This window comes from [Clostridium] symbiosum ATCC 14940, assembly GCF_000466485.1.
GTDB classification, from domain to species: domain Bacteria; phylum Bacillota; class Clostridia; order Lachnospirales; family Lachnospiraceae; genus Otoolea; species Otoolea symbiosa.
Genome location: NZ_KE992810.1, coordinates 1251 through 20166 on the forward strand (window position 1 = coordinate 1251; position 18916 = coordinate 20166).

Here is an 18916-nt window from a genome sequence, read left to right on the forward strand (position 1 = left end):
CAGGCTCGTAAGAGCCTGTGGATCGAAACGTCAATCAATTCCCCATCCAGTGAAGCATGCATCGGTCAGGCTCGTAAGAGCCTGTGGATCGAAACCATCAGGTTCTTCGGCTTCTCCCTGATGGCGTAGGGTCAGGCTCGTAAGAGCCTGTGGATCGAAACACGTACAAGGGGCCGTTGACAAGTTTAATCAGATGGTCAGGCTCGTAAGAGCCTGTGGATTGAGGTTTTATTGGCGCAAAGAGGTGTGGATTCCGGGGATAAGAGATCGGCAGATGAAATCTGTCAGCAGGAACTGAAGAATGCTGTCTGCATCACACTTAAGGAAAAGGGGGCTCAGGAAAAGGGGAGTCTTATGAAAAATGTGATCCGGACGATGGGGTATGTCCGAAGCAGTACTTCCTTAGTGGAGGCTGCTGAAAAGGGGATGAAGTATGGAAGGAAGACAGGGGAGATTGTGCAGGATGAAGAGAAGCAGTTTAGGCTGGGAAATTGACAATCTTGCTAAACTGAAAAGTGCAGTTCGCTAAGGAAGAATGATACCCGGTGTCAGAAAATAGTTTGGAGAAACTGAGTAACAACAGCAAAAACAATCATTCATAGCGATTAAATCACCAGAAGAATTTACCTGCACATTAGGAAATGATTAATAAATTCTTTAGCATTCAATAATACAATAATTCAAAAGATTTATTATAATGTTAGAGGAGATAAAAATCATGGAACGTGAAGTGTATAAGCCGGATTGGGTATAGAGTTAAGGAGGCATCATGAAAGGATTTAAACGACAGAATCAGTTATTTTCTCTCTGTGGATTGAATTGTGGACTTTGTCCCATGTTTTTGAATAAAAACTGCCCCGGCTGCGGGGGCGGTGAAGGAAACCAGACATGCAAAATTGCGAGATGCAGCATTGAGCATGATGGAGTAGAATACTGCTTTCAGTGCGGTGAATACCCTTGTGAAAAATATGAGCATATTGACGATTTTGATTCCTTTATAACGCACCGCCAACGAAAGGCTGATTTAAAAAAGGCCAAGCTGTCAGGAGTGGAAGCTTATAATAAGGAACAACAAGAGAAGGTAAGAATACTGGATATTCTCCTGTCCGGCTACAATGACGGACGGAAAAAGACACTCTTTTGTGTAGCTGTAAATCTTTTGGAATTACAAGAGCTGCAAGAAGTACTTAGAGAGATTGAGAATAGACCTGACATAAAGATGCTGACACTCAAAGAAAAAAGTGCTTTTGTTGCAGGACTGCTTCAAGATACAGCATCGAATAGAGGGATTGATCTGAAACTGCACAAAAAAAAGCGGTGATAGGAAGCTCTCATTCTTTGTCAGTGACAAACCAAAATAAAAAGGGATTGAGAATAGCAAAATGAAAGGTAAATTCATATGAAGTACACGTGTATGCTTATATCGGTAGCCGACATTAATGCCGCGAGAAAATTTTATGAGGATTTGTTCAGATTGGAAGTATTTCAGGATTACGGAAGAAACATCGCTTTTACCTGCGGCCTGGCATTGCAGCAGGATTTTGACTGGCTGGTGAACCTGCCGAAAGAAAAGGTATTAAAGAAATCCAACAATGCAGAAATCGTCTTTGAAGAACAGGATTTTGATGGTTTTCTGAATAAGTTGAAAGAATATCCTGACATAGAATATCTGGGAGAAGTGCTCGAGCATAGCTGGGGCCAGCGGGTGATTCGGTTTTATGATTTAGACGGACATATCATAGAAGTTGGCGAGGATATGAAAATGGTGATAAAACGTTTTCTTGCTTCCGGTATGAATATGGAAGAAATCGCTGTGAAAATGGACGCTTCCGTGGAGGACTTAATGAAACTTTTGAATCATTAAAATGTCCATTTTCCTGTAAGGTTTTCATAGGGATATATTATACGTGGGAGGTGTCGGAGCAAATGAAACAATATATTGCATTTTTGCGTGGTATCAATATAAGCGGCAAAAATAAAGTGTCCATGGCAGAGTTAAAAGAAGGTTTTGAAAAACTTGATTTTGGAGATGTTAAGACATATTTGAACAGCGGAAATGTGATTTTTTCAGGTGACGAAGATGAGGATGAAACGTTTACAAATCAGATTGAGGTAATGATAAAAAAACGGTTTGGCTTGGATATTCCTGTTTTTGTCATAGCAAAAGAAAAACTTGAGAACATCTTGCATAATGCACCGGACTGGTGGGGGAACGGAAATAATGAAATTTATGACAATCTCATTTTCATTATTCCGCCGGCCACATTCGCAGAGGTATATAGTGAGATTGGAGAGCCTAGAGAGGAATTAGAAAAAATAAAGGAATATAAAGAAGTGATATTTTGGTCTTTCAGCCGAAAAGATTATCAAAAAACAAATTGGTGGTCTAAGACAGCAAGTGCAGCTATCAGCAGCAAATTAACGATAAGAACGGTAAATACTGTTAAAAAGACAGTTGGAATGTAATCGTTTTTGTTATAATTTTCAGGTAGGCAGAATAGCAGAGCAGAAAACAAAATTTATGTTTGCTGATGGTCGAAGCAAAAAAGTTGTTTTTATAGCACATTGTATATTAAATCAAAATTCAATATCTGACGGGACAGCCGTTTTTCCGGCAGCTTTTAAGGAGGTCATAAAAATTCTTCTTGATGCTGATATTGGCATTGTTCAAATGCCATGTCCTGAACTTTGCTGTTTGGGACTTAATAGAGGTAATAACAATGGCGCAGATGATCCTGTTGTCATTGAAAATACCCGCATTCGTAAGGAAATGCAAAAAGATGAAGCTCACAAATTATTAATGGCCCAAGTTGATTATGTAATGAAACAGATAACAGAATACAATGCCTATGGCTTTGAGATAACCGGAATCATTGGTGCAAATCGTTCGCCAAACTGTGGTGTGGAAACTACATCAGATTTTAATAAAGAGATAAGCGGGAAAGGGGTATTTATGAGCGAACTTAGTAATAGAATCAATGCGCTCAACTTGAATATTCCCATGTTAGGAATCAAAAACACTGATAACATTTTTAATCAACTAAAATCTATTATTAAGTAAAAATAAATTGGAATTTATCGGGCGGAACAACACATCATCAAAGAGCCGGATACACGAATGATGAGTAAATGCTATATTCAATTTGCTGCATTGTTTCTTCTTGACTTTTACGCTGCGTCATAGTGTATGATGAAGAAAAATGAAAGGAATTAAATATATGAGAATTGTTTCTGTCCGTTCAGATGGTGTTTATTCAAAAATTATGAACGCACCTTTTGACAGGAAAAATGATATCTACCGTTATGAACTGATGAAGCCTTTTGAAAAAAAGTGGGCTTGTTACAGTGTGCCAATGAAAGCTGCAGCACGTAATGGCTATGATGTCATTATGGCAAGCGGAATGCTTGGACATATGGCGCCAACCGCTGTTGATGAAAAGCAAAAGCATAATATTGAACTGATTTCAGACAATGCGCTTTGGAAAAGATGTGAATTGTCAATCCAAAACTCATTAAACTGCTTTATTGAGCATGGAGTAAAATTACCTGTTCAAGAGTATATGTTTACCATTTTGCTTGCAAATCCAGAAAGCCCATACACTGTGTTAAATGATGGCTATTGCGGAGATGGAGGTATTCCGGGATATATTTTTGTTTGGCTAACTCCAAATGAATACACATTAAATCATCTTCATGTTGCTTTAGCACATGAAACAAACCATAATGTGCGGTTTCAATTTATCAAGTGGAAAAATGACATTACACTCGGTGAAATGATGGTCAGTGAAGGATTAGCTGAAAACTTTGCAACTCAAATGTATGGTGAGGATAAAGCGGGGCCTTGGGTTACTAAAACCGATATGGTAACCTTAAATGAGTATATTAAGCCAATCATTCACGATGGTTTAAATGTTCAAGGGCTTGAAAACCTCAATGCCTATTTGTATGGCGATGAAATGGCTGCTTTGCAAAATTACGCTCCTGTTGGTTTACCTTACTGCGCAGGCTATGCTTGCGGCTATCATTTGGTTAAGCATTATTTGAACAAAACAGGGAAAAGCATTGCAGAAGCGACTATATTACCTGCGAGTGAAATCTTAGATTGTGTGGAGGACTTTTGGAACCAATAAAATATAATTTGGAGTTTTACAACAAGCATGCGAATTCCACTGGCGGTTTTGAATTTATTTTCAGGCCGCCTTTTTCTTTTTATAAACTAAGGCTCCAGCCAAACAGTTCGGGCTTTAATATCACATTTCTCCAACATAAATAAAAATGGTAATTTTGCGTATCTTAGGAAATAATTAATCATTTATCCATTATATATAAACACATTAGTGTCACGGATCAGGTATAATGTATATGATTTAATCTGAAAGGAGTGTCATGCTTTGCTTGAAAAAATACTTGTTGTTGATGATGAGAAAGAAATTGCGGATCTGATCGAAGTATATCTTCAAAATGAAAATATGGATGTATATAAATTTTATTCAGGGGAGGAAGCGCTTGTCTGTATTGGAAGTACAGACTTTGACTTGGCTATATTGGACATTATGCTTCCGGATATCAGCGGACTTTCGATATGTCAGTCCATCCGAAGTAAGGAGTACACATATCCGGTAATTATGCTTACGGCTAAGGATGGAGAGACGGATAAAATTACCGGGCTTACACTCGGTGCCGATGATTATATTACAAAACCGTTCCTGCCCCTTGAGCTGGTAGCAAGGGTAAAGGCCCAGCTACGCCGTTACAAGAAATATAATGCGGGCTCAGCGGTTCCGGCAGCAGATGAAATCTTCAAATATGCCGGTTTGACGATGAACATTAAGACATATGAATGCCGGCTTAATGGAGAGACGCTGTCACTGACCCCTACGGAGTTTTCCATACTAAGAATTCTTTTAGAGCGCAAGTGCAGTGTCGTCAGTGCCGAAGAATTATTCCATGAAGTCTGGCAGGAAGAATATTATACCAAGAGTAACAATACAATTACCGTACACATCCGCCATCTTCGTGAGAAGATGAAGGATACCGGGGAAAATCCCAGATATATAAAAACGGTTTGGGGGGTTGGATATAAAATTGGGGAAATTTAAAAAAACAAAATATAACTATTCAAAGCTCGGCCGTATTACATTTATCAGAGGATTATGGATTACCATGGGAGCAGTTGCTGCAGTCTTTGCCCTGCGGATGCTGACGCGTGGACACTTGGCAGACGCGATTGTCGGGGCAGTTGCACGCAGTCTTTCAATCAGTGAGAAGGAAGCTGATTTGATATATTTCAAGATAGTGACGGTCAATATGCAGTTTATTCTTGCGTTAGTCATAATCATATTTGTTTTTTTGTTGTTCCACATGCTGTTGGATACATATAAAAGATATTTTGATGAGGTAGTTGCAGGGATTGACAAGCTTATGGAAGAAAGGGCAGCGATTTCCCTGTCTCCGGAACTGGAGAGTGTGGAGCATAAACTGGCCGATGTAAAGCGGACACTTGCAGAACGGGCGGATGAGGCTAAGAGGGCGGAGCAGCAGAAGAATGATCTGGTGGTATATCTGGCTCATGATATCAAGACCCCACTGACATCTGTGATAGGATATCTCAGCCTTTTAGATGAAACACCGGATATGCCCGATGAGGAGAAAGCAAAATATATCCATACTGCATGGGAAAAGGCGAACCGGCTCAGGACCCTGGTGAATGAGTTTTTTGAGATTACCCGCAGCCATTCGGAATCTCTTCCGCTTCATAAGACAAAGGTTGATCTTTTCTATATGATTGCTCAGATTTCAGATGAGTTGTATCCGCAGTTGAATGCATGCGGAAAAATCATAGAGAATCATGTAGATGAGGACATATCTGTATATGGAGACTCTGATAAGCTGGCCAGAGTGTTTAATAATATCCTGAAAAATGCCATTTCTTATAGTGCGGAAAACAGCGTTATCAAAGTCTCAGCCAGAGAGCTTTCAGAATGGACGGTGATTCAATTTGAAAATGATGGGGAAATTCCGGAGGATAAGCTCAATGTGATTTTTGATAAATTCTGCCGTTTAAGCAATGCGAGATTAAGCGAGACAGGAGGCTCCGGCTTGGGGCTTGCTATTGCAAAAAATATTATTGTACTGCATGGCGGACAGATAAGGGCTGAAAGCAGTAATGGACGCACTGCTTTCATCATTGAAATCCCATCAGCATCATCCAAAATCTCTGTCACAGCATCTTAGCGATTTTAATACATTTACCATTTCAATCGACCTGATAGAACAGGCGGGGAATCATACGATTATGTAATGTCAAGTACAGATTATTTGCTGTAAATGCCAAGTCAGCCCAGACTGTCACGGCAGAAGCGAAAAGACGTTATATAATAGGGCTTTTCGGGCACGGAAATCAAGCGGCAAGATTGTACTTTTCCCGCATAAACAGCGTCCTATCGCATACATGGCCACAGCACCCGCAACAAGACCGGGTGCTGTGGCCCATGTACAGCTGACTAATCTTCATCATTATGTGGATGCTTTTTGGGATTCTTTTTATCATTGTATTTTTTCATAATAACCATTTTTAGTAAGCCAACGACAATCAAAACCGCAGCAATGATAATCCACCAGTATTGCTCCATAACCTACTTCACCCCCTTTCAGTTGTCATAAATCATCTGCCCCCGTCCTATGCAGAATGGAGAAGTTCATTATCCTGCCAGCTTTTGAAACAGACGTTTTGTAAGGAAATAATACCAGATTAAAGCTGCCGCCAAAGCCATGAGAAAATAAAGAACCGCCTCATTCTGCACAGCTTTAGCTGCCCAGAATGATGGAAGGAAGCCAACAGCATACTGGCAGTAACTATCAATCAAGAATGGGGCTGGTATTCCTAGTAATGTAAGTGCAGCCAGTTTTGTAACTGCCATTCCCTCCAGTTTATTAGCGGAAAGGGTAATGATCATCAGGGCTACCATAATAGCCTGGACCGCCCCTAAAACGGACAAGCCTAAAACCATGATGACGGACCGTTTTTCCAATGAAAAGATTACCATCACAATAAATGTAACAACCGTTGACAGAATTGCGGGTATTCCAAGCCTTGAAAAAATATATCCTGATTTTCCAAGCGGAGTTATTGAAAAATACCTGGAAACTTTATCATCAATTTCTTCTAAGGTAATCATGGCAAAAGCAAAACAAAGAAGCACTGGTGCCATGATAGAAAGGAACAAGTCAAACATCGGATAATAGGGCTGTAAAGAAAATTTTGAAGCTTTTTCTATCAATGGGATTCCAAATTTAATAAGGGCGCCAACCAGAAACGGGGTGAAACAAGCTGCAAGCATCATGGGATCCTTTTTTATCTGTTGGAATACCTGCCCTATGCTGTTAAATACTTTTTTCATATCTTCACACCTCCAATACTCTGCCACATTTTTGATACCATCTTATGTGCTGCCGGATATAATACAAAATTTGCCGCAAGAACCAGAACCAAATCCAGAAACGTGTTCTGACTGTACCCTGTTATTAAATTCATGCAGGCCATAAATGGAAAGAACCGTAAAATTTCCGGCAGGTCTGTAAATAATCCTGCAATGGGGGGAACAAAGCATAAAATCTCAATGGGCATAATTACAATTAAAAATTGATTCAGGTTCGCAATCTTCGTGGCAGCCATGATACCGAGCATAGTAAAAATCGATGATGTTAATGCTGTCCCGATTATAATACCTGATAGGTTTTTATTTCCTGCCGCAATTCCCAGTATCAATGCGACTACGCAGGATATAAACATCAGTGAAAATACCTTGGCAAGGATGTACTCGGATACTTTTGCCGGCGATATGGCAATCGCATGGAGTACCTTTTGACTTTTTTCAAGTAAAACAATCGCTCCCATGAAGAACAGCCCCATGGCCGCCGGATCGGAATAAATCATAATTGCGGCTGCATTGTGTTTCCAGTTATCCGGTAAAGCTGTAATGCCGAAGACATAAATCACCGTCAAAACAAAATAAATAAAGTAAAAGCCATAGTTCCATTGGAAGTGGATATCGCCGCAGACTAATCTTCTTAATTTCATTGCAGCGTCCTCCCTGTTATATCCACGAAAATATCATTTAATGTCGGCTCACTGCTGTGGACAGAGCGAAGACTATTGCTTTGGATTAGTTCATTTAGCCGTTTATCATCCGCAGTTTGTGTAAGCATGCATTCACCCGTCTTTTCTCCATTTTCAAAATAAGAGTACCGGATTTTAGCAGCGCCTCTTGACATGATAAGATTATGTGGGGTATCCAGGGCGCTGACCTTTCCTGATACGATAAAAGCAACCTGATCGCACAGTTCAGTTGCGTCAAACATATTGTGCGTGGTAATAATAATCGTCTTCCCGCGTTTTTTCTCGGCAAGGATAATATCTTTCATGAGCCTGCTGTTGGTAGGATCAAGGCCGCTGGTGGGTTCATCAAGAAAAAGAATATCCGGATTGTGGACCAGGGCTTTTATAAAGTTCAGCCTGGAACGCATACCTTTTGAAAAATCGGAAACCTTTTTATCACCGTCATTTTCCAGCCCCACCATTCTTAAAAGTTCTTCAGTGGAACGGAGCGGCCTGTCATACAGGGAACCAAAGTAGTTCAGATTTTCGCGTGCGGTGAATTTCTCATAACAGGTGGAAAACTCAAAATCAACGCCGATACGCTCGTAAAATCTGTTAGTCCTTTCGCGGATTTCCGTTCCAGCTACTTTGACACTCCCTTTATATTTTGTGTTAAGACCGGTCAGGACTTTCTGTATGGTTGATTTACCGGCGCCTGATGGCCCCAGAAAACCGAAGATTTCCCCCCGTCCTACGTGAAAACTCACATTTTCGACAAAAGGTTTGTTTGTGTAGCTGAAACATAACTTGTTGACTTCAATCATTTTTACTTCCTCCTTTTTGAATATATGACGATTAATAAAATATAGTCATGTGAAGATTAAAAAAATGTTTGGCTACCTGTCAGCCAAATAACCAAACAAGTGCTGCTATTTCTTAACAACCTGTTCCACGATACCATCAACTAAAAGTGTTTGTATCTGTTCTAATTCTTCATCTTCCCTGAATTGCTCCAGGCAGGTCAACACAGAATATAGAGATTTAATCAATACAGTATGAGGAACGGTAAACTGTACTCCCATTTGCTGCAACATTTCCAATATGCGGATATCATTGTACATATGGTTACTGAAAATATCAGGGGACAACTTTCGCTGCAGATAATCCATTATGGATAAATCAATCTGCGACAGGATGGGAGAAGTAATGATTCCGGTAAGACTCATCATAATGACGTCTTTGGTTAAAGCCTTTTGCGTAGGATAATGCTTCTTCTTCACCACTGATTCAATATTTTCAAAAAGTTTCTGCTGTAATTGAAAGTTGATTTCGATATACAGGTGTTCCTTGCTGGGATAAAACGCATAAAAGGAGCCTTTGGAAATATTGGCGGCAACAGCTAAATCATCAACAGTCACTTTCTTTAATCCATGCAGGGAAAAAAGTTTTTCGCCTTCGGCCAGTAGTTTATCACTAATAAATGCTTTTTCCTTTTCAGTAAAGCGTGGCACTTTTATCACCTCCTTATGACTAAATATTTAATATAGTCATATAGAATATAACACTTATGGCCCGCATTGTCAATTATTATCTAAAGTAATTGAAAAAAATGCCGCAGTACCCTAGCGATTTCCTGAAAAAAAGCGCATTATGTGATAAGCCCGGTAAAAAATAAGATGATATAATGTGAACATCAAATACAGGAGGTGCAACAATGTACGCATGGGAAGCAATCGAACAATCCTTAACATTTATCGAGGAACACTTAACAGAAGAAATTTATACGGAGGAACTGGCAAATATAGCCGGCCTGTCCCCTTTCTATTTTCAGCGTTTGTTCAAGCGGCTGGTAAGTAAACCGGTTCAGGAATATGTGAAGCTCCGCCGCCTGGCAAAGGTGATTGAAAATCTGGGTAATACCGAACAGAGAATACTTGACGTTGCCCTGGACTATGGCTTTACAAGCCATGCAAATTTTACGCGGGCCTTCAAGGAAACGTATGGAATCACACCCGAAGAGTACAGGAGAGATTTACCAATGCTCAACACATTCGACAAGCCGGAAGTTTCCATGAATTACGTCTTAGTAGATGAAGGGGTTCCGCTGGTGGTAGGAAATATCGTCTTGGAAATCCAGAGAAAAACGTTGACGAAACCGGAAGTTTACCTCGGCTTTGAAACAAAAGTCCGTATTTCTGAACAGATTCCGGCTGGTGAAAGCACAGGTGTAGATGTGCCGGGACAGCTCTGGAAACGCTACCATATGGAGAAGACGTTAATCGCAGAAGACGTCGATGCCAATGTGGAAATGGGAATGTCCCATACGGAAGATACGGCACAGGGCCTTTTCACGTATTTTGCGGGCGGTCTTGTTCGAAATATCCCGCATAAACAGGAGGGAGACTTTGTAAAGAGAGAACTCCCTGCTGGAGAATACATCGTTTGCAGGATTGAAGCGGAAAGTTTTGAGGATTTGGTAACGGTTGCCTTGAATCAGGGTGGAAAATACCTTTTTGGTACATGGCTGCCGCATCACAGCTTAACAACGGAGCCTTTTTCAGCAGAAAAGTATTATCGTGACCTAAAGGATATGGCCTGTATGGAAATTTGGGTCAAGCCCATACCGTTGGAAAAAAAAGAGTAGGAGGGATATTGGGATGGATTGGAATATGCTTTATACAAACGGCGATGCTCCATCTCTGAAGCAAATAGCGGAGTATATTGACAATCCGTTATGGGCAGAGTTTGACAGCCGCATCCGGTCCGTTTACCGGATTGAGCCTTATATGGATTACAGCCGCTGTTCCATGCAGCCAGGCTGGAATATTAAATACAAGAAAAGTGGGAAATCTCTTTGTACCTGTTACCCAATGCAGGGTTATTTTATCGCTCTTGTGGTGATAGGAAGCCGTGAACTTACGGAGGCAGAATTATTAATGCCGTTATTTTCTGACTATGTGCAGAAAGTATTCAGAGATGCAAAAACTGGTAACGGACAGAAATGGCTGATGTTAGAAGTACGGGATAAGGAGATTATGAATAATGTTTTTGAACTGATAAATCTTAGAAAGAGGAGTATATCGCCTTAGGAATTTCTTAATCATTCATTTACCATTCCATAGAAAATCAATTATCTCAAATTAAAAAATTGCCTGCTCATCAATGGTATGCTTAAACTGCCTGATAGAGCAGGCAATTTTTATATGAAAGGAGGTAATTTTAGAGTATGGAGGTGGCTGTGAGAAAGAAGTTAAGACGGATTTTTACAATACTGGGAACAACAGCACTGATTTTTACCATAACAGCCTGCGGGAACCGCATGGATGCCATGCAGCCGGATTCTTCCTATGTTGCAGACTTTTTTGATATTCCGGACTCAGTGACAGGAATCGAAAGACTTCTGCTCAAAGATGATATGGCCTATATGTGCTGTCTGGAGGAAGATGGCACGTCCTATCTGGCAGCAATGAACATTGATGACGGTAAATTTTTGAAGCAGAATCTGGAGCTGGACGCCTCGGTTTCGCTTCTGGATTTTGGCTTTGCCCCGGACAACAGTATCTGGGCGGTTTGCCTGGAACAGGCCGGTGTCTATAGTTTAAGGAAATTTGACAACAGCGGTTCACTGGTTCAGTCGGTTGACCTGGCAGGTGTGATGGACACCTCAGTCATATCGGCAGTTGGAAGAGATTTGTTCCTCAGCATTGATAGAGAGGGAAATATCTGTGTGGCTGCTAAAGGCAGAAATACGCTGATCTATCTGTTCGACAATGACGGCAGTTTCTTATTTTCTCTCGACTATGAGGGAAATCTTATGACAACCACAACGACTGCCGGGGGACAGATTGGTATTTGTGCAACTTCCCCGGACCGTATGAACTATGACCTGCTGACAGTGGACATGAAGAGCCGGGATTGGAGTAAAGATAAAATCTATCTGGGCGCAACAGCAGGGCTGTACGGAGGTGTGAACAAAGATTTCTACCGGTTTGATTCTTCGGTTTTATATGGTTATGCAGCGGGCGCGCAGGAAGGCAGCCCGGTCTTTAACTGGTCGGATATGGGACTTGGCACATCAGAGGTTCATCTTGGAGAATGCACGGACGGGCGTTTTGTGGTCCTGGCAGCCTCATCTAATCAGACTGAGGTATTATCGTATGAAATGGCGGTTCTGACCAAGGGGGCGGATGAGAGGGAGATTTTGAGTATGGTGAGCCTGAGCGCGACCCCCGGCCTTGTCCAGGCCGTATCTGATTTTAACAAAACAAACGACAGGTATAAGGTTGAGCTGACAGAGTATTTTCCGTATGCACAAAATGTTTCCAACGAGGAATGGGATAATGCCATTATAAATCTTAATACACGTATCATCTCCGGTGATATGCCGGATATCCTGGATATGAGTAATTTGTCTGTACAGATTTATCAAAGCAAAGGGCTTTTAGAAGATCTCTATCCATATATGGAACATGATCCGGAAATCAGGAAAGAGGATTACTTTGAAAATGTCTTTGAAGCTATCAGCCTGGATGGAAAGCTGCCCTATCTTACGGACGGAGCAGCCATATCCACTATGCTGGCCGGTGAAGATATTGTGGCTGGAAACGATGGCTGGACCATTCAGGAGCTGGAAAAGGTCCTTGATACTTACGGAGCCAATTCCATAAACAATCTGTCTGGTGCTTCCTTCCTGAAAATCATGCTTCAGACAGATGGCAGTTTTATTGACTGGAACCTGGGCAAATGCTCCTTTGATTCACCTGAATTTGTAAAAATGCTGGAATTTGCCGGTAAGATACAGGAAAGCAGCCAGAATGGCTTTGGAGGAACGGAGATGAGCGAAAGCTATGCAGCAGCCTATGAGACTGTGCTGAGCGTTTACCACATCACCCGGTACAGAAATTACTACAGCGGGAACCTGAAATTTCTTGGACTTCCCGGAGGCGGAGGTGAGTACAACGTTATCAAACCGGAAGTGAAGGTTGGAATCTCCTCGTCCAGCCCACGGAAGGAAGGGGCATGGGAATTTGTCAGAACACTATTGACAGAAGAGCATCAGATGTCATGTATGATGCTTCCGATTCATAAGAGGGCGTTTGATAAGGTCACGCAGGCGGCGGCGGATGGAAAATCTGTCTGGACGTGGATTTACGAAGACGGCAAGGCAACAAAAGAAGATGTGGAGCTGACAAAGCAGCTTTTAAACAGCGCAGCCTATGTGGAGAATGACAATCAGACACTGGAAGCACTTATATTGGAAGAGGCCGGGGAATATTTTTCAGGGGCAAGGAGCGCTCAGGAAACGGCTGAAAGAATTCAGAGCCGGGCCAGTCTTTATATCAACGAGCAAATGTAAAATTTTTATATGCAATGGAAAGGATTCAATATTATGAAAAGACAGCTTAAGAAAAGACAGTTTATGAAAAGAGGAATGATGGGGATATATGCAGCTATCTGCGCGGGGATGCTTATGGTTACCGGCTGTGCAGGTACAGAGACAAATGCAAAAACGGAAACAGAAAGAATTGAAGCGACAGAGAGACAGGAAAGTAATCCTGTAATTACTGCCGGTAAGGAGGAGATGGATACCTTTGCCGATGCGAATGACATGATGAAGTCTGCTGATTTGAGCGGCACAGCCGGCGAATGCTCGGATACCGGGTGCGTGATTAATACATCGCCCTTTGCGGACGGCACTTCATCTTCAGGAGATGGGGGCAGCATGACGGTTACTTATACAGAAGACACAGTATTTCAAAAGGGAACCGTGAAATCGGATGGCAGCAGCTACTCTTTGGAGGACAGTGAAAAAGACAGGATAGGGGACAGTGATTTTGTACTGTGTTTCGGGAAACAGCAGGCGGACGGTTCTTACCTGGCAGACAGAATCATTATGATTGTGTTCAATTAACCTGATAGGAGATGGTACAGCTATGCGTTTACATATTGGGGAAAAAATAAGAGAACAAAAGGCCATGCTCATTTCCGGAAAGAAATACAGGCCCCTCATAGAAGACCGTGTGCAGCGCATGGCTGTATATCTTATGATTGGATTTTTTACATCCATGTTAGTATGCACAATTATATCCCGTGTATCGTATTCCTTTACTACCGCCCATGTTTCGGTAGCTTCGATGGCAGGCAAAACGCTGATTAACAGGGCTGAATTGGAGGGGATTATCTATGCGTCATCGGAGAAAGGGATTAGTCTTCCGGATGGCCTTAAGGCCGTTTCCGTCAATGCAGGGAAGGGCAAATCAGTAGAAAAAGGCGAGGTGCTGATAGAATTTGATGTCCCTGCCGCAGAAGAACGGATTAAGAAACTGGAAGAAGAAATCCGTATCATTAATCTTAAAATGGATATATCATCAAACAATGGCGGCAATGATGTGATTGAGGCACAGCGTACGCTGGAGGATGCCAAAAAGGCGTATGAGCGGATTGCTGCAAAGTATGCCAGGGCAGAGATGCGGCTGAAAGAAGATTATACAAAGCTTGAAGAAACACTGGCGGATGCGGAAAAGAATCTTATTAATAAGGCAGAAGCGCTTGTGAAGGAAGCGAGGGAAAACCTGCAAAATGTAAGGGAGGACGCGGAGGACGCCATCCGTGCCGCAGAACAGGCGCTGGATGAGGAATCAGAAAATCTTGATGATTCAGAGGATAGTTATCAGCAGGCATTAGAAGCGTATGAGCAGGCGAAAGATGAACTTAATATGGCAAATCAGAGAGTCAGCGAAATAAAGGAAGCGATTGCAGGAAAGCAGCCGGATGATGCCACGGATTATACGGAGGAGCTGAAGGAGGCGGAGGAGGAACGTTCCATTGCGCAAAAGGCATTTAACCAGGCCAAAAAGGAACTTTCAAAAGCAGACTATAACTCATCGTCCTATGACAGGGCAGACGATAACCTGGATTCCATCAAGCGAGGCTGGAAACGTAAAATTGATAAAGCCAAAGATGCTCTTTATAAAGCAGAAACAGTGCTGGAAGCAGTCAGGGAAGGAAAAGATTTTTCAACTGAGTCTGCAGTCAGTGAGGCCCAGGCTGCCATTGATACTGCAAGAGAAGCGTTAAACCGTGCCCGGCGTGAGTCAGAGGATAACCAATATTCTGAGGAGGAAGAACTTTATGCTGCGGGAAGGGCAGTTGAGACCGCGCAGGCAGCATTGGAAGATGCCCGGAGACAGGCTGAGGTATTGCAGAAGGAAGGTGAGATTGACAGAATTACCTGTGAATCTGAGCGGTCAGATAAAGAGAAATCGCGTGCTGCATTACAGGAAATTCTGGATAATGGGGGACGCCTTTTGGCTCCGGCCCCTGGAACGGTGGTGAGGACGCTGGAACGCGGGGATAAAACAAAGGAGGGGGAAGATGCAGTCATTCTTTCCTCTGCTGACAGAGGATTTGTTTTTGAAGGAAAACTGGATAAAGATTCAGCGCGCCGCTTTTCAGCCGGGGACAAAGGAGAGCTTCATTACAAAGTGGATGGAAGCACACAAAAAGCAGATGTGGAGATTCATTCCATCAGCACGCCGGACGAGTCGGACCAGGTTTTTGTAACTGCGGTTCTGCCGGAGGGAAGTTATACTTCCGGTATGCCGGCACAGCTTTTTCTAAGCAGAAAGAGCGAGACGTATCAAAATTGTCTGCCTCTTACCGCACTCAGAAGTGATTCCGGCGGAGACCACGTATTCGTACTTCGCAGACAAAGCTCCGTACTGGGAACAGAATGGGTCATTGCAAGGGTAGATATAACAGTAAAGGAAAGAGACAGTCAGATGATGTATGTTGACGGCGCGCTTACGTATTCGGATCAGGTAGTTATAAGCTCAAATAAGATCATATCGGAAGGAGACAGGGTCCGCATTGAAAATTAACAGGTTTGCTCATTACCGGGCGTTGATAATATCAGCAATACTGGCAGCAGTTCTTTGGAGTTTCGCTTGTTCTTTCTATAGTACGGCCATCAGTCACTGCACCAGTGTTGGAATTAAATGGGAAAAGGGCGGTGTCAGCCCCTCAGAGCTTATCAGGCAGCAGACGTATGCAAGGCAGGATGGAGCAGGAAACCAGCCGGAGGTCACCTTATGGCAGATATATCCGGAACAGGAGATAATGGCTTCAGATAAAAAGGAGATGAAGGCGGATATAGTTGCCGCCTTTGGAGACTGCGGGGATGTTGTCTCCTCCATGCCGGCTGACGGAGCTTATCCGGCCAGATCGGATGCCTCTGGCTGTGCCGTCAGTACCGGTCTGGCATTCTCTCTGTGGGGGAGTATTAATGTGATTGGGTTGCCGGTAAAGGCGGAAGGAAAGCAGTTCTATGTCCGCGGCATATTTGAGGAGGAAGAACCAAGGTTATTCTTACAGGCGCAGGCGGAATCGAAAGAACCCTTATCCAATATGCAGCTGACGTTTACAGGTCCGGAAGCAGGGGAGAGGGCCGGTCAGTATCTCTCATCGGCAGGTTTTCCGGAGGGCCGGATCCTTGACCTGACATTATTTGTATGGGTACTTGGCATGATACTCCGGCTCCCTGCGATCATTCTGGCAATTGGTATCCTTGGGCGCGTGACCAGGCATGGGAAAAGGCTTTGCCGTTATCCCCTACTGCTGGCTGTTTATTTTTTAATCGCTTTCGGTATATTGGCCGTATTATGGTTTTGTATGGATCTGCCTGAGTTTCCTTCCGAGTTTGTCCCCACAATGTGGTCTGATTTTGAGTTCTGGGGAAATCTGTTTCAGGAGCAGGGGAAAAATATGGTCTCCTGGATGGCGGCCGGGCCTGCCTTCCGGGATATGGAGCTTTGGACCTCGTCATTTATGGCAGTGCTGCTTTCTGTGTGTGCCTCTGCCTTTACGGCAGCCGCAGCAATGCTGGTATCCATACGCTCTTACAAAAGAATGATGTTCTATTGTGCGGCATATACATTGACACTTTGCCTGATTTCATTCAAGATAGCCTCTGCTCACAATATGACCTTTTGCAAAGCGATGTATCTTCTGCCATGTCTTTGGATATGTGTGGATTTTCTCTTTTACTGTCTGAAAGAAACACTTGCCGCCGATGTCCGTGAAGGGAGGATTATGGATGAAGAAAAAACGTGAATACAGTGTTCCGATCCGGGAACAAATGGTACCATGGCTGTTTTTGCTGCCGAGCCTGCTGTTCGTGAGCATTATGGTGCTGATTCCTATGCTGGACGCTCTGCGCCGTTCCTTTTTCCTGGCTGCCGGTGACCGGTTTGTGGGATTTCAAAATTATCTGTCAGTCTTGAGGAACCATGCGTTTCAGCTGGCGGCAGCTAATACAGCCAAATTTATCTTAGTCTGCATACCGCTTCTGTTACTCTTTTCCCTGGCTGTTTCCCTGATGCTGGCCTCCTTCAGGGAAAAGCGCGGCATTTTCAAGACCTCGTTTCTTGTGCCCATGGCGGTTCCCGTTGCTTCGATTGTTCTTTTGTGGCGTGTGATTTTTCATAAAAATGGACTTCTCAATGCATTTACTGCACTTTGGGGTTTGGTTCCGGTTGACTGGATTGGAAGTAAGGCAGCCTTTGGCGTGTTGGTGTTTGCTTATCTGTGGAAGAATTTCGGATATGATATGGTGCTGTGGCTGTCAGGACTCAGCGCCATAAATCCGGCATTATATGAGGCGGCTCAGATAGACGGCGCCGGAAGCCTCCAGCGGTTTGTGAGGATTACGCTTCCCAATCTTATGCCCACATTATTTACCATTACCGTGCTGTCGCTGCTCAATTCCTTTAAGGTGTTCAGGGAGGCTTATCTGATTGCGGGAGGTTATCCGGATGACAGTATTTACATGCTTCAGCACTTATTCAATAACTGGTACGGCAATCTGGATGTGGATAAAATGTGTGCCGGAGCTGTGATGATGGCAATTCTGGTATTTATTTTAATACTGCTGCTGCAAAAAATTATGAACAGAGGAGATAGGATATGAAAAAATGGCTTCTTGGCTTGCCCCTTGTATTGATTTCGGTCTTTATATGGCTGCCTCTTTGGATGCTGATATCCGGTACCTTTATGGGAGGGGCAGAGCTGTCTGAAAATCTTGCGCCTGTCCTGGAGGGCAGGGGAGGAACGGCTGTATGGCCCGTAATGGCGCGTTATCCGACTCTGGCGGCATATGTGGAACTATTATTGGATACGCCCCAGTTTTTTACGGTATTCTGGAATTCCTGCAGGCAGGTTTTTCCAATCATACTCGGCCATGTCCTTTTGGGCGCACCTGCGGCATGGGCATTTGCAAAGTTTCATTTTCGCGGGAAAAAGATACTCTATACCTTGTATATTGTCCTGATGCTGATGCCATTTCAGGTGACCATGGTTTCCAGCTATCTTGTTCTGAACAAACTGGGCCTGATTGATACCGTGTGGGCAGTCATACTGCCCGGTGCGGCATCAACGCTTCCGGTATTCATCATGACACGTTTTTTCATGGACATACCGGAGGCGGTCATGGAGGCGGCAGCCGTGGATGGGGCTTCCTCATTTCAGACTTTTTTACGATTTGGGCTTCCGCTGGGAGCGCCGGGCATTCTCTCGGCTGTGGTATTGGGCTTCTTGGAATACTGGAACGCAATAGAAGCGCCTCAGGCATTCTTAAAAAACCAGGCGCTCTGGCCGCTGTCATTATATATGTCAAGCATCACGGCGGATAACGCCGGGGTATCATTAATTGCATCACTGATTACACTGATGCCTCCTCTTTTGATATTCCTGTCTGGGCAGAAATATCTGGAGCAGGGCATTATATCTTCCGGAATGAAAGATTAACACAGGGGATTAATA

At 43.2% G+C, this 18916-nt stretch carries 21 protein-coding genes; 16 read left to right on the forward strand and 5 right to left on the reverse strand.

The window, feature by feature from the left end; genetic code table 11:
* The first annotated feature begins 231 nt into the window (after positions 1-231).
* From CLOSYM_RS02455 to CLOSYM_RS02490, 8 genes are all read left to right on the forward strand, one after another.
* Positions 232-495: a hypothetical protein gene (locus tag CLOSYM_RS02455; RefSeq protein WP_021640811.1), complete on the forward strand. Its 264-nt coding sequence runs from the start codon at positions 232-234 to the stop codon at positions 493-495.
* Between the two features lie 274 nt (positions 496-769).
* Positions 770-1321, forward strand: a complete 552-nt coding sequence (locus tag CLOSYM_RS02460) for a DUF3795 domain-containing protein (protein WP_024739684.1) — start codon at positions 770-772, stop codon at positions 1319-1321.
* Between the two features lie 78 nt (positions 1322-1399).
* Complete coding sequence (locus CLOSYM_RS02465) at positions 1400-1864, forward strand: VOC family protein (protein ID WP_044902067.1); 465 nt, start codon at positions 1400-1402, stop codon at positions 1862-1864.
* A 62-nt stretch (positions 1865-1926) separates the two neighbouring features.
* Entirely contained in the window at positions 1927-2466 is a 540-nt protein-coding gene (locus tag CLOSYM_RS02470; RefSeq protein WP_021640814.1) for a DUF1697 domain-containing protein, read from the forward strand.
* Between the two features lie 55 nt (positions 2467-2521).
* Positions 2522-3061, forward strand: coding sequence for a CD3072 family TudS-related putative desulfidase (locus CLOSYM_RS02475; RefSeq protein ID WP_009299145.1), 540 nt, complete (start codon positions 2522-2524; stop codon positions 3059-3061).
* 139 nt (positions 3062-3200) lie between these two features.
* The gene (locus tag CLOSYM_RS02480) at positions 3201-4130 is read left to right on the forward strand and encodes a DUF2268 domain-containing putative Zn-dependent protease (protein WP_021640815.1); all 930 of its coding nucleotides are present in this window, start codon (positions 3201-3203) and stop codon (positions 4128-4130) included.
* Between the two features lie 261 nt (positions 4131-4391).
* Positions 4392-5099 (forward strand): VanR-ABDEGLN family response regulator transcription factor, encoded by a 708-nt coding sequence (gene vanR / locus CLOSYM_RS02485; RefSeq protein WP_003500224.1) that lies wholly within the window; start codon positions 4392-4394, stop codon positions 5097-5099.
* On the forward strand, positions 5086-6234 hold the full coding sequence (locus CLOSYM_RS02490; protein WP_044902068.1) for a sensor histidine kinase: 1149 nt from the start codon (positions 5086-5088) through the stop codon (positions 6232-6234). The genes vanR and CLOSYM_RS02490 overlap by 14 nt, the downstream gene beginning before the upstream one ends.
* A gap of 269 nt (positions 6235-6503) precedes the next feature.
* Here CLOSYM_RS02490 and CLOSYM_RS23605 read toward each other — a convergent pair whose 3' ends face one another.
* The 5 genes from CLOSYM_RS23605 to CLOSYM_RS02515 all read right to left on the reverse strand — a co-directional run bounded on the left by CLOSYM_RS23605 (position 6504) and on the right by CLOSYM_RS02515 (position 9609).
* On the reverse strand, positions 6504-6632 hold the full coding sequence (locus tag CLOSYM_RS23605) for a hypothetical protein (RefSeq protein WP_021640818.1): 129 nt from the start codon (positions 6630-6632) through the stop codon (positions 6504-6506).
* A 69-nt stretch (positions 6633-6701) separates the two neighbouring features.
* Positions 6702-7400: a hypothetical protein gene (locus CLOSYM_RS02500; RefSeq protein ID WP_021640819.1), complete on the reverse strand. Its 699-nt coding sequence runs from the start codon at positions 7398-7400 to the stop codon at positions 6702-6704.
* Positions 7397-8080 carry a fluoroquinolone export ABC transporter permease subunit gene (locus CLOSYM_RS02505; protein ID WP_021640820.1) on the reverse strand — a complete coding sequence of 228 codons (684 nt, stop codon included), beginning with the start codon at positions 8078-8080 and terminating at the stop codon, positions 7397-7399. Before CLOSYM_RS02505 ends, CLOSYM_RS02500 begins: the two co-directional genes overlap by 4 nt.
* Positions 8077-8922 (reverse strand): ABC transporter ATP-binding protein, encoded by an 846-nt coding sequence (locus tag CLOSYM_RS02510; protein WP_021640821.1) that lies wholly within the window; start codon positions 8920-8922, stop codon positions 8077-8079. Before CLOSYM_RS02510 ends, CLOSYM_RS02505 begins: the two co-directional genes overlap by 4 nt.
* Before the next feature lie 105 nt (positions 8923-9027).
* Positions 9028-9609 carry a TetR/AcrR family transcriptional regulator gene (locus CLOSYM_RS02515; protein ID WP_044902069.1) on the reverse strand — a complete coding sequence of 194 codons (582 nt, stop codon included), beginning with the start codon at positions 9607-9609 and terminating at the stop codon, positions 9028-9030.
* Positions 9610-9812: 203 nt separating this feature from the next.
* Here CLOSYM_RS02515 and CLOSYM_RS02520 point away from each other — a divergent pair, with 203 nt between their 5' ends.
* The 8 genes from CLOSYM_RS02520 to CLOSYM_RS02555 all read left to right on the forward strand — a co-directional run bounded on the left by CLOSYM_RS02520 (position 9813) and on the right by CLOSYM_RS02555 (position 18901).
* The gene (locus tag CLOSYM_RS02520; protein ID WP_021640823.1) at positions 9813-10742 is read left to right on the forward strand and encodes an AraC family transcriptional regulator; all 930 of its coding nucleotides are present in this window, start codon (positions 9813-9815) and stop codon (positions 10740-10742) included.
* Between the two features lie 13 nt (positions 10743-10755).
* Positions 10756-11187 carry a DUF3788 domain-containing protein gene (locus tag CLOSYM_RS02525; protein WP_021640824.1) on the forward strand — a complete coding sequence of 144 codons (432 nt, stop codon included), beginning with the start codon at positions 10756-10758 and terminating at the stop codon, positions 11185-11187.
* Positions 11188-11324: 137 nt separating this feature from the next.
* A complete protein-coding gene (locus CLOSYM_RS02530; protein ID WP_021640825.1) occupies positions 11325-13454 on the forward strand; it encodes an ABC transporter substrate-binding protein in 2130 nt (709 codons plus the stop codon).
* A 33-nt stretch (positions 13455-13487) separates the two neighbouring features.
* The gene (locus CLOSYM_RS02535) at positions 13488-14009 is read left to right on the forward strand and encodes a hypothetical protein (protein WP_044902070.1); all 522 of its coding nucleotides are present in this window, start codon (positions 13488-13490) and stop codon (positions 14007-14009) included.
* Positions 14010-14031: 22 nt separating this feature from the next.
* Positions 14032-15978, forward strand: coding sequence for a hypothetical protein (locus CLOSYM_RS02540; protein WP_021640827.1), 1947 nt, complete (start codon positions 14032-14034; stop codon positions 15976-15978).
* Positions 15968-17209 carry a hypothetical protein gene (locus tag CLOSYM_RS02545; protein WP_021640828.1) on the forward strand — a complete coding sequence of 414 codons (1242 nt, stop codon included), beginning with the start codon at positions 15968-15970 and terminating at the stop codon, positions 17207-17209. The genes CLOSYM_RS02540 and CLOSYM_RS02545 overlap by 11 nt, the downstream gene beginning before the upstream one ends.
* Positions 17193-18065, forward strand: a complete 873-nt coding sequence (locus CLOSYM_RS02550) for a carbohydrate ABC transporter permease (RefSeq protein ID WP_003509179.1) — start codon at positions 17193-17195, stop codon at positions 18063-18065. Before CLOSYM_RS02545 ends, CLOSYM_RS02550 begins: the two co-directional genes overlap by 17 nt.
* A complete protein-coding gene (locus CLOSYM_RS02555; protein WP_021640829.1) occupies positions 18062-18901 on the forward strand; it encodes a carbohydrate ABC transporter permease in 840 nt (279 codons plus the stop codon). Before CLOSYM_RS02550 ends, CLOSYM_RS02555 begins: the two co-directional genes overlap by 4 nt.
* Positions 18902-18916: the final 15 nt, after the last annotated feature.

Excerpts from the sequence above, each read along its gene's own strand:
- CLOSYM_RS02465 (WP_044902067.1), top strand. The coding sequence starts at position 1,400 with ATGAAGTACACGTGTATGCTTATATCGGTAGCCGACATTAATGCCGCG.
- CLOSYM_RS02525 (WP_021640824.1), top strand. The coding sequence starts at position 10,756 with ATGGATTGGAATATGCTTTATACAAACGGCGATGCTCCATCTCTGAAG.
- CLOSYM_RS02500 (WP_021640819.1), bottom strand. The coding sequence starts at position 7,400 with ATGAAAAAAGTATTTAACAGCATAGGGCAGGTATTCCAACAGATAAAA.
- CLOSYM_RS02510 (WP_021640821.1), bottom strand. The coding sequence starts at position 8,922 with ATGATTGAAGTCAACAAGTTATGTTTCAGCTACACAAACAAACCTTTT.
- CLOSYM_RS02505 (WP_021640820.1), bottom strand. The coding sequence starts at position 8,080 with ATGAAATTAAGAAGATTAGTCTGCGGCGATATCCACTTCCAATGGAAC.
- CLOSYM_RS02530 (WP_021640825.1), top strand. The coding sequence starts at position 11,325 with ATGGAGGTGGCTGTGAGAAAGAAGTTAAGACGGATTTTTACAATACTG.
- CLOSYM_RS02460 (WP_024739684.1), top strand. The coding sequence starts at position 770 with ATGAAAGGATTTAAACGACAGAATCAGTTATTTTCTCTCTGTGGATTG.
- CLOSYM_RS02535 (WP_044902070.1), top strand. The coding sequence starts at position 13,488 with ATGAAAAGACAGCTTAAGAAAAGACAGTTTATGAAAAGAGGAATGATG.
- CLOSYM_RS02520 (WP_021640823.1), top strand. The coding sequence starts at position 9,813 with ATGTACGCATGGGAAGCAATCGAACAATCCTTAACATTTATCGAGGAA.
- CLOSYM_RS02475 (WP_009299145.1), top strand. The coding sequence starts at position 2,522 with ATGTTTGCTGATGGTCGAAGCAAAAAAGTTGTTTTTATAGCACATTGT.
- CLOSYM_RS23605 (WP_021640818.1), bottom strand. The coding sequence starts at position 6,632 with ATGGAGCAATACTGGTGGATTATCATTGCTGCGGTTTTGATTGTCGTT.
- CLOSYM_RS02540 (WP_021640827.1), top strand. The coding sequence starts at position 14,032 with ATGCGTTTACATATTGGGGAAAAAATAAGAGAACAAAAGGCCATGCTC.
- CLOSYM_RS02480 (WP_021640815.1), top strand. The coding sequence starts at position 3,201 with ATGAAAGGAATTAAATATATGAGAATTGTTTCTGTCCGTTCAGATGGT.
- CLOSYM_RS02555 (WP_021640829.1), top strand. The coding sequence starts at position 18,062 with ATGAAAAAATGGCTTCTTGGCTTGCCCCTTGTATTGATTTCGGTCTTT.
- CLOSYM_RS02470 (WP_021640814.1), top strand. The coding sequence starts at position 1,927 with ATGAAACAATATATTGCATTTTTGCGTGGTATCAATATAAGCGGCAAA.
- CLOSYM_RS02550 (WP_003509179.1), top strand. The coding sequence starts at position 17,193 with ATGAAGAAAAAACGTGAATACAGTGTTCCGATCCGGGAACAAATGGTA.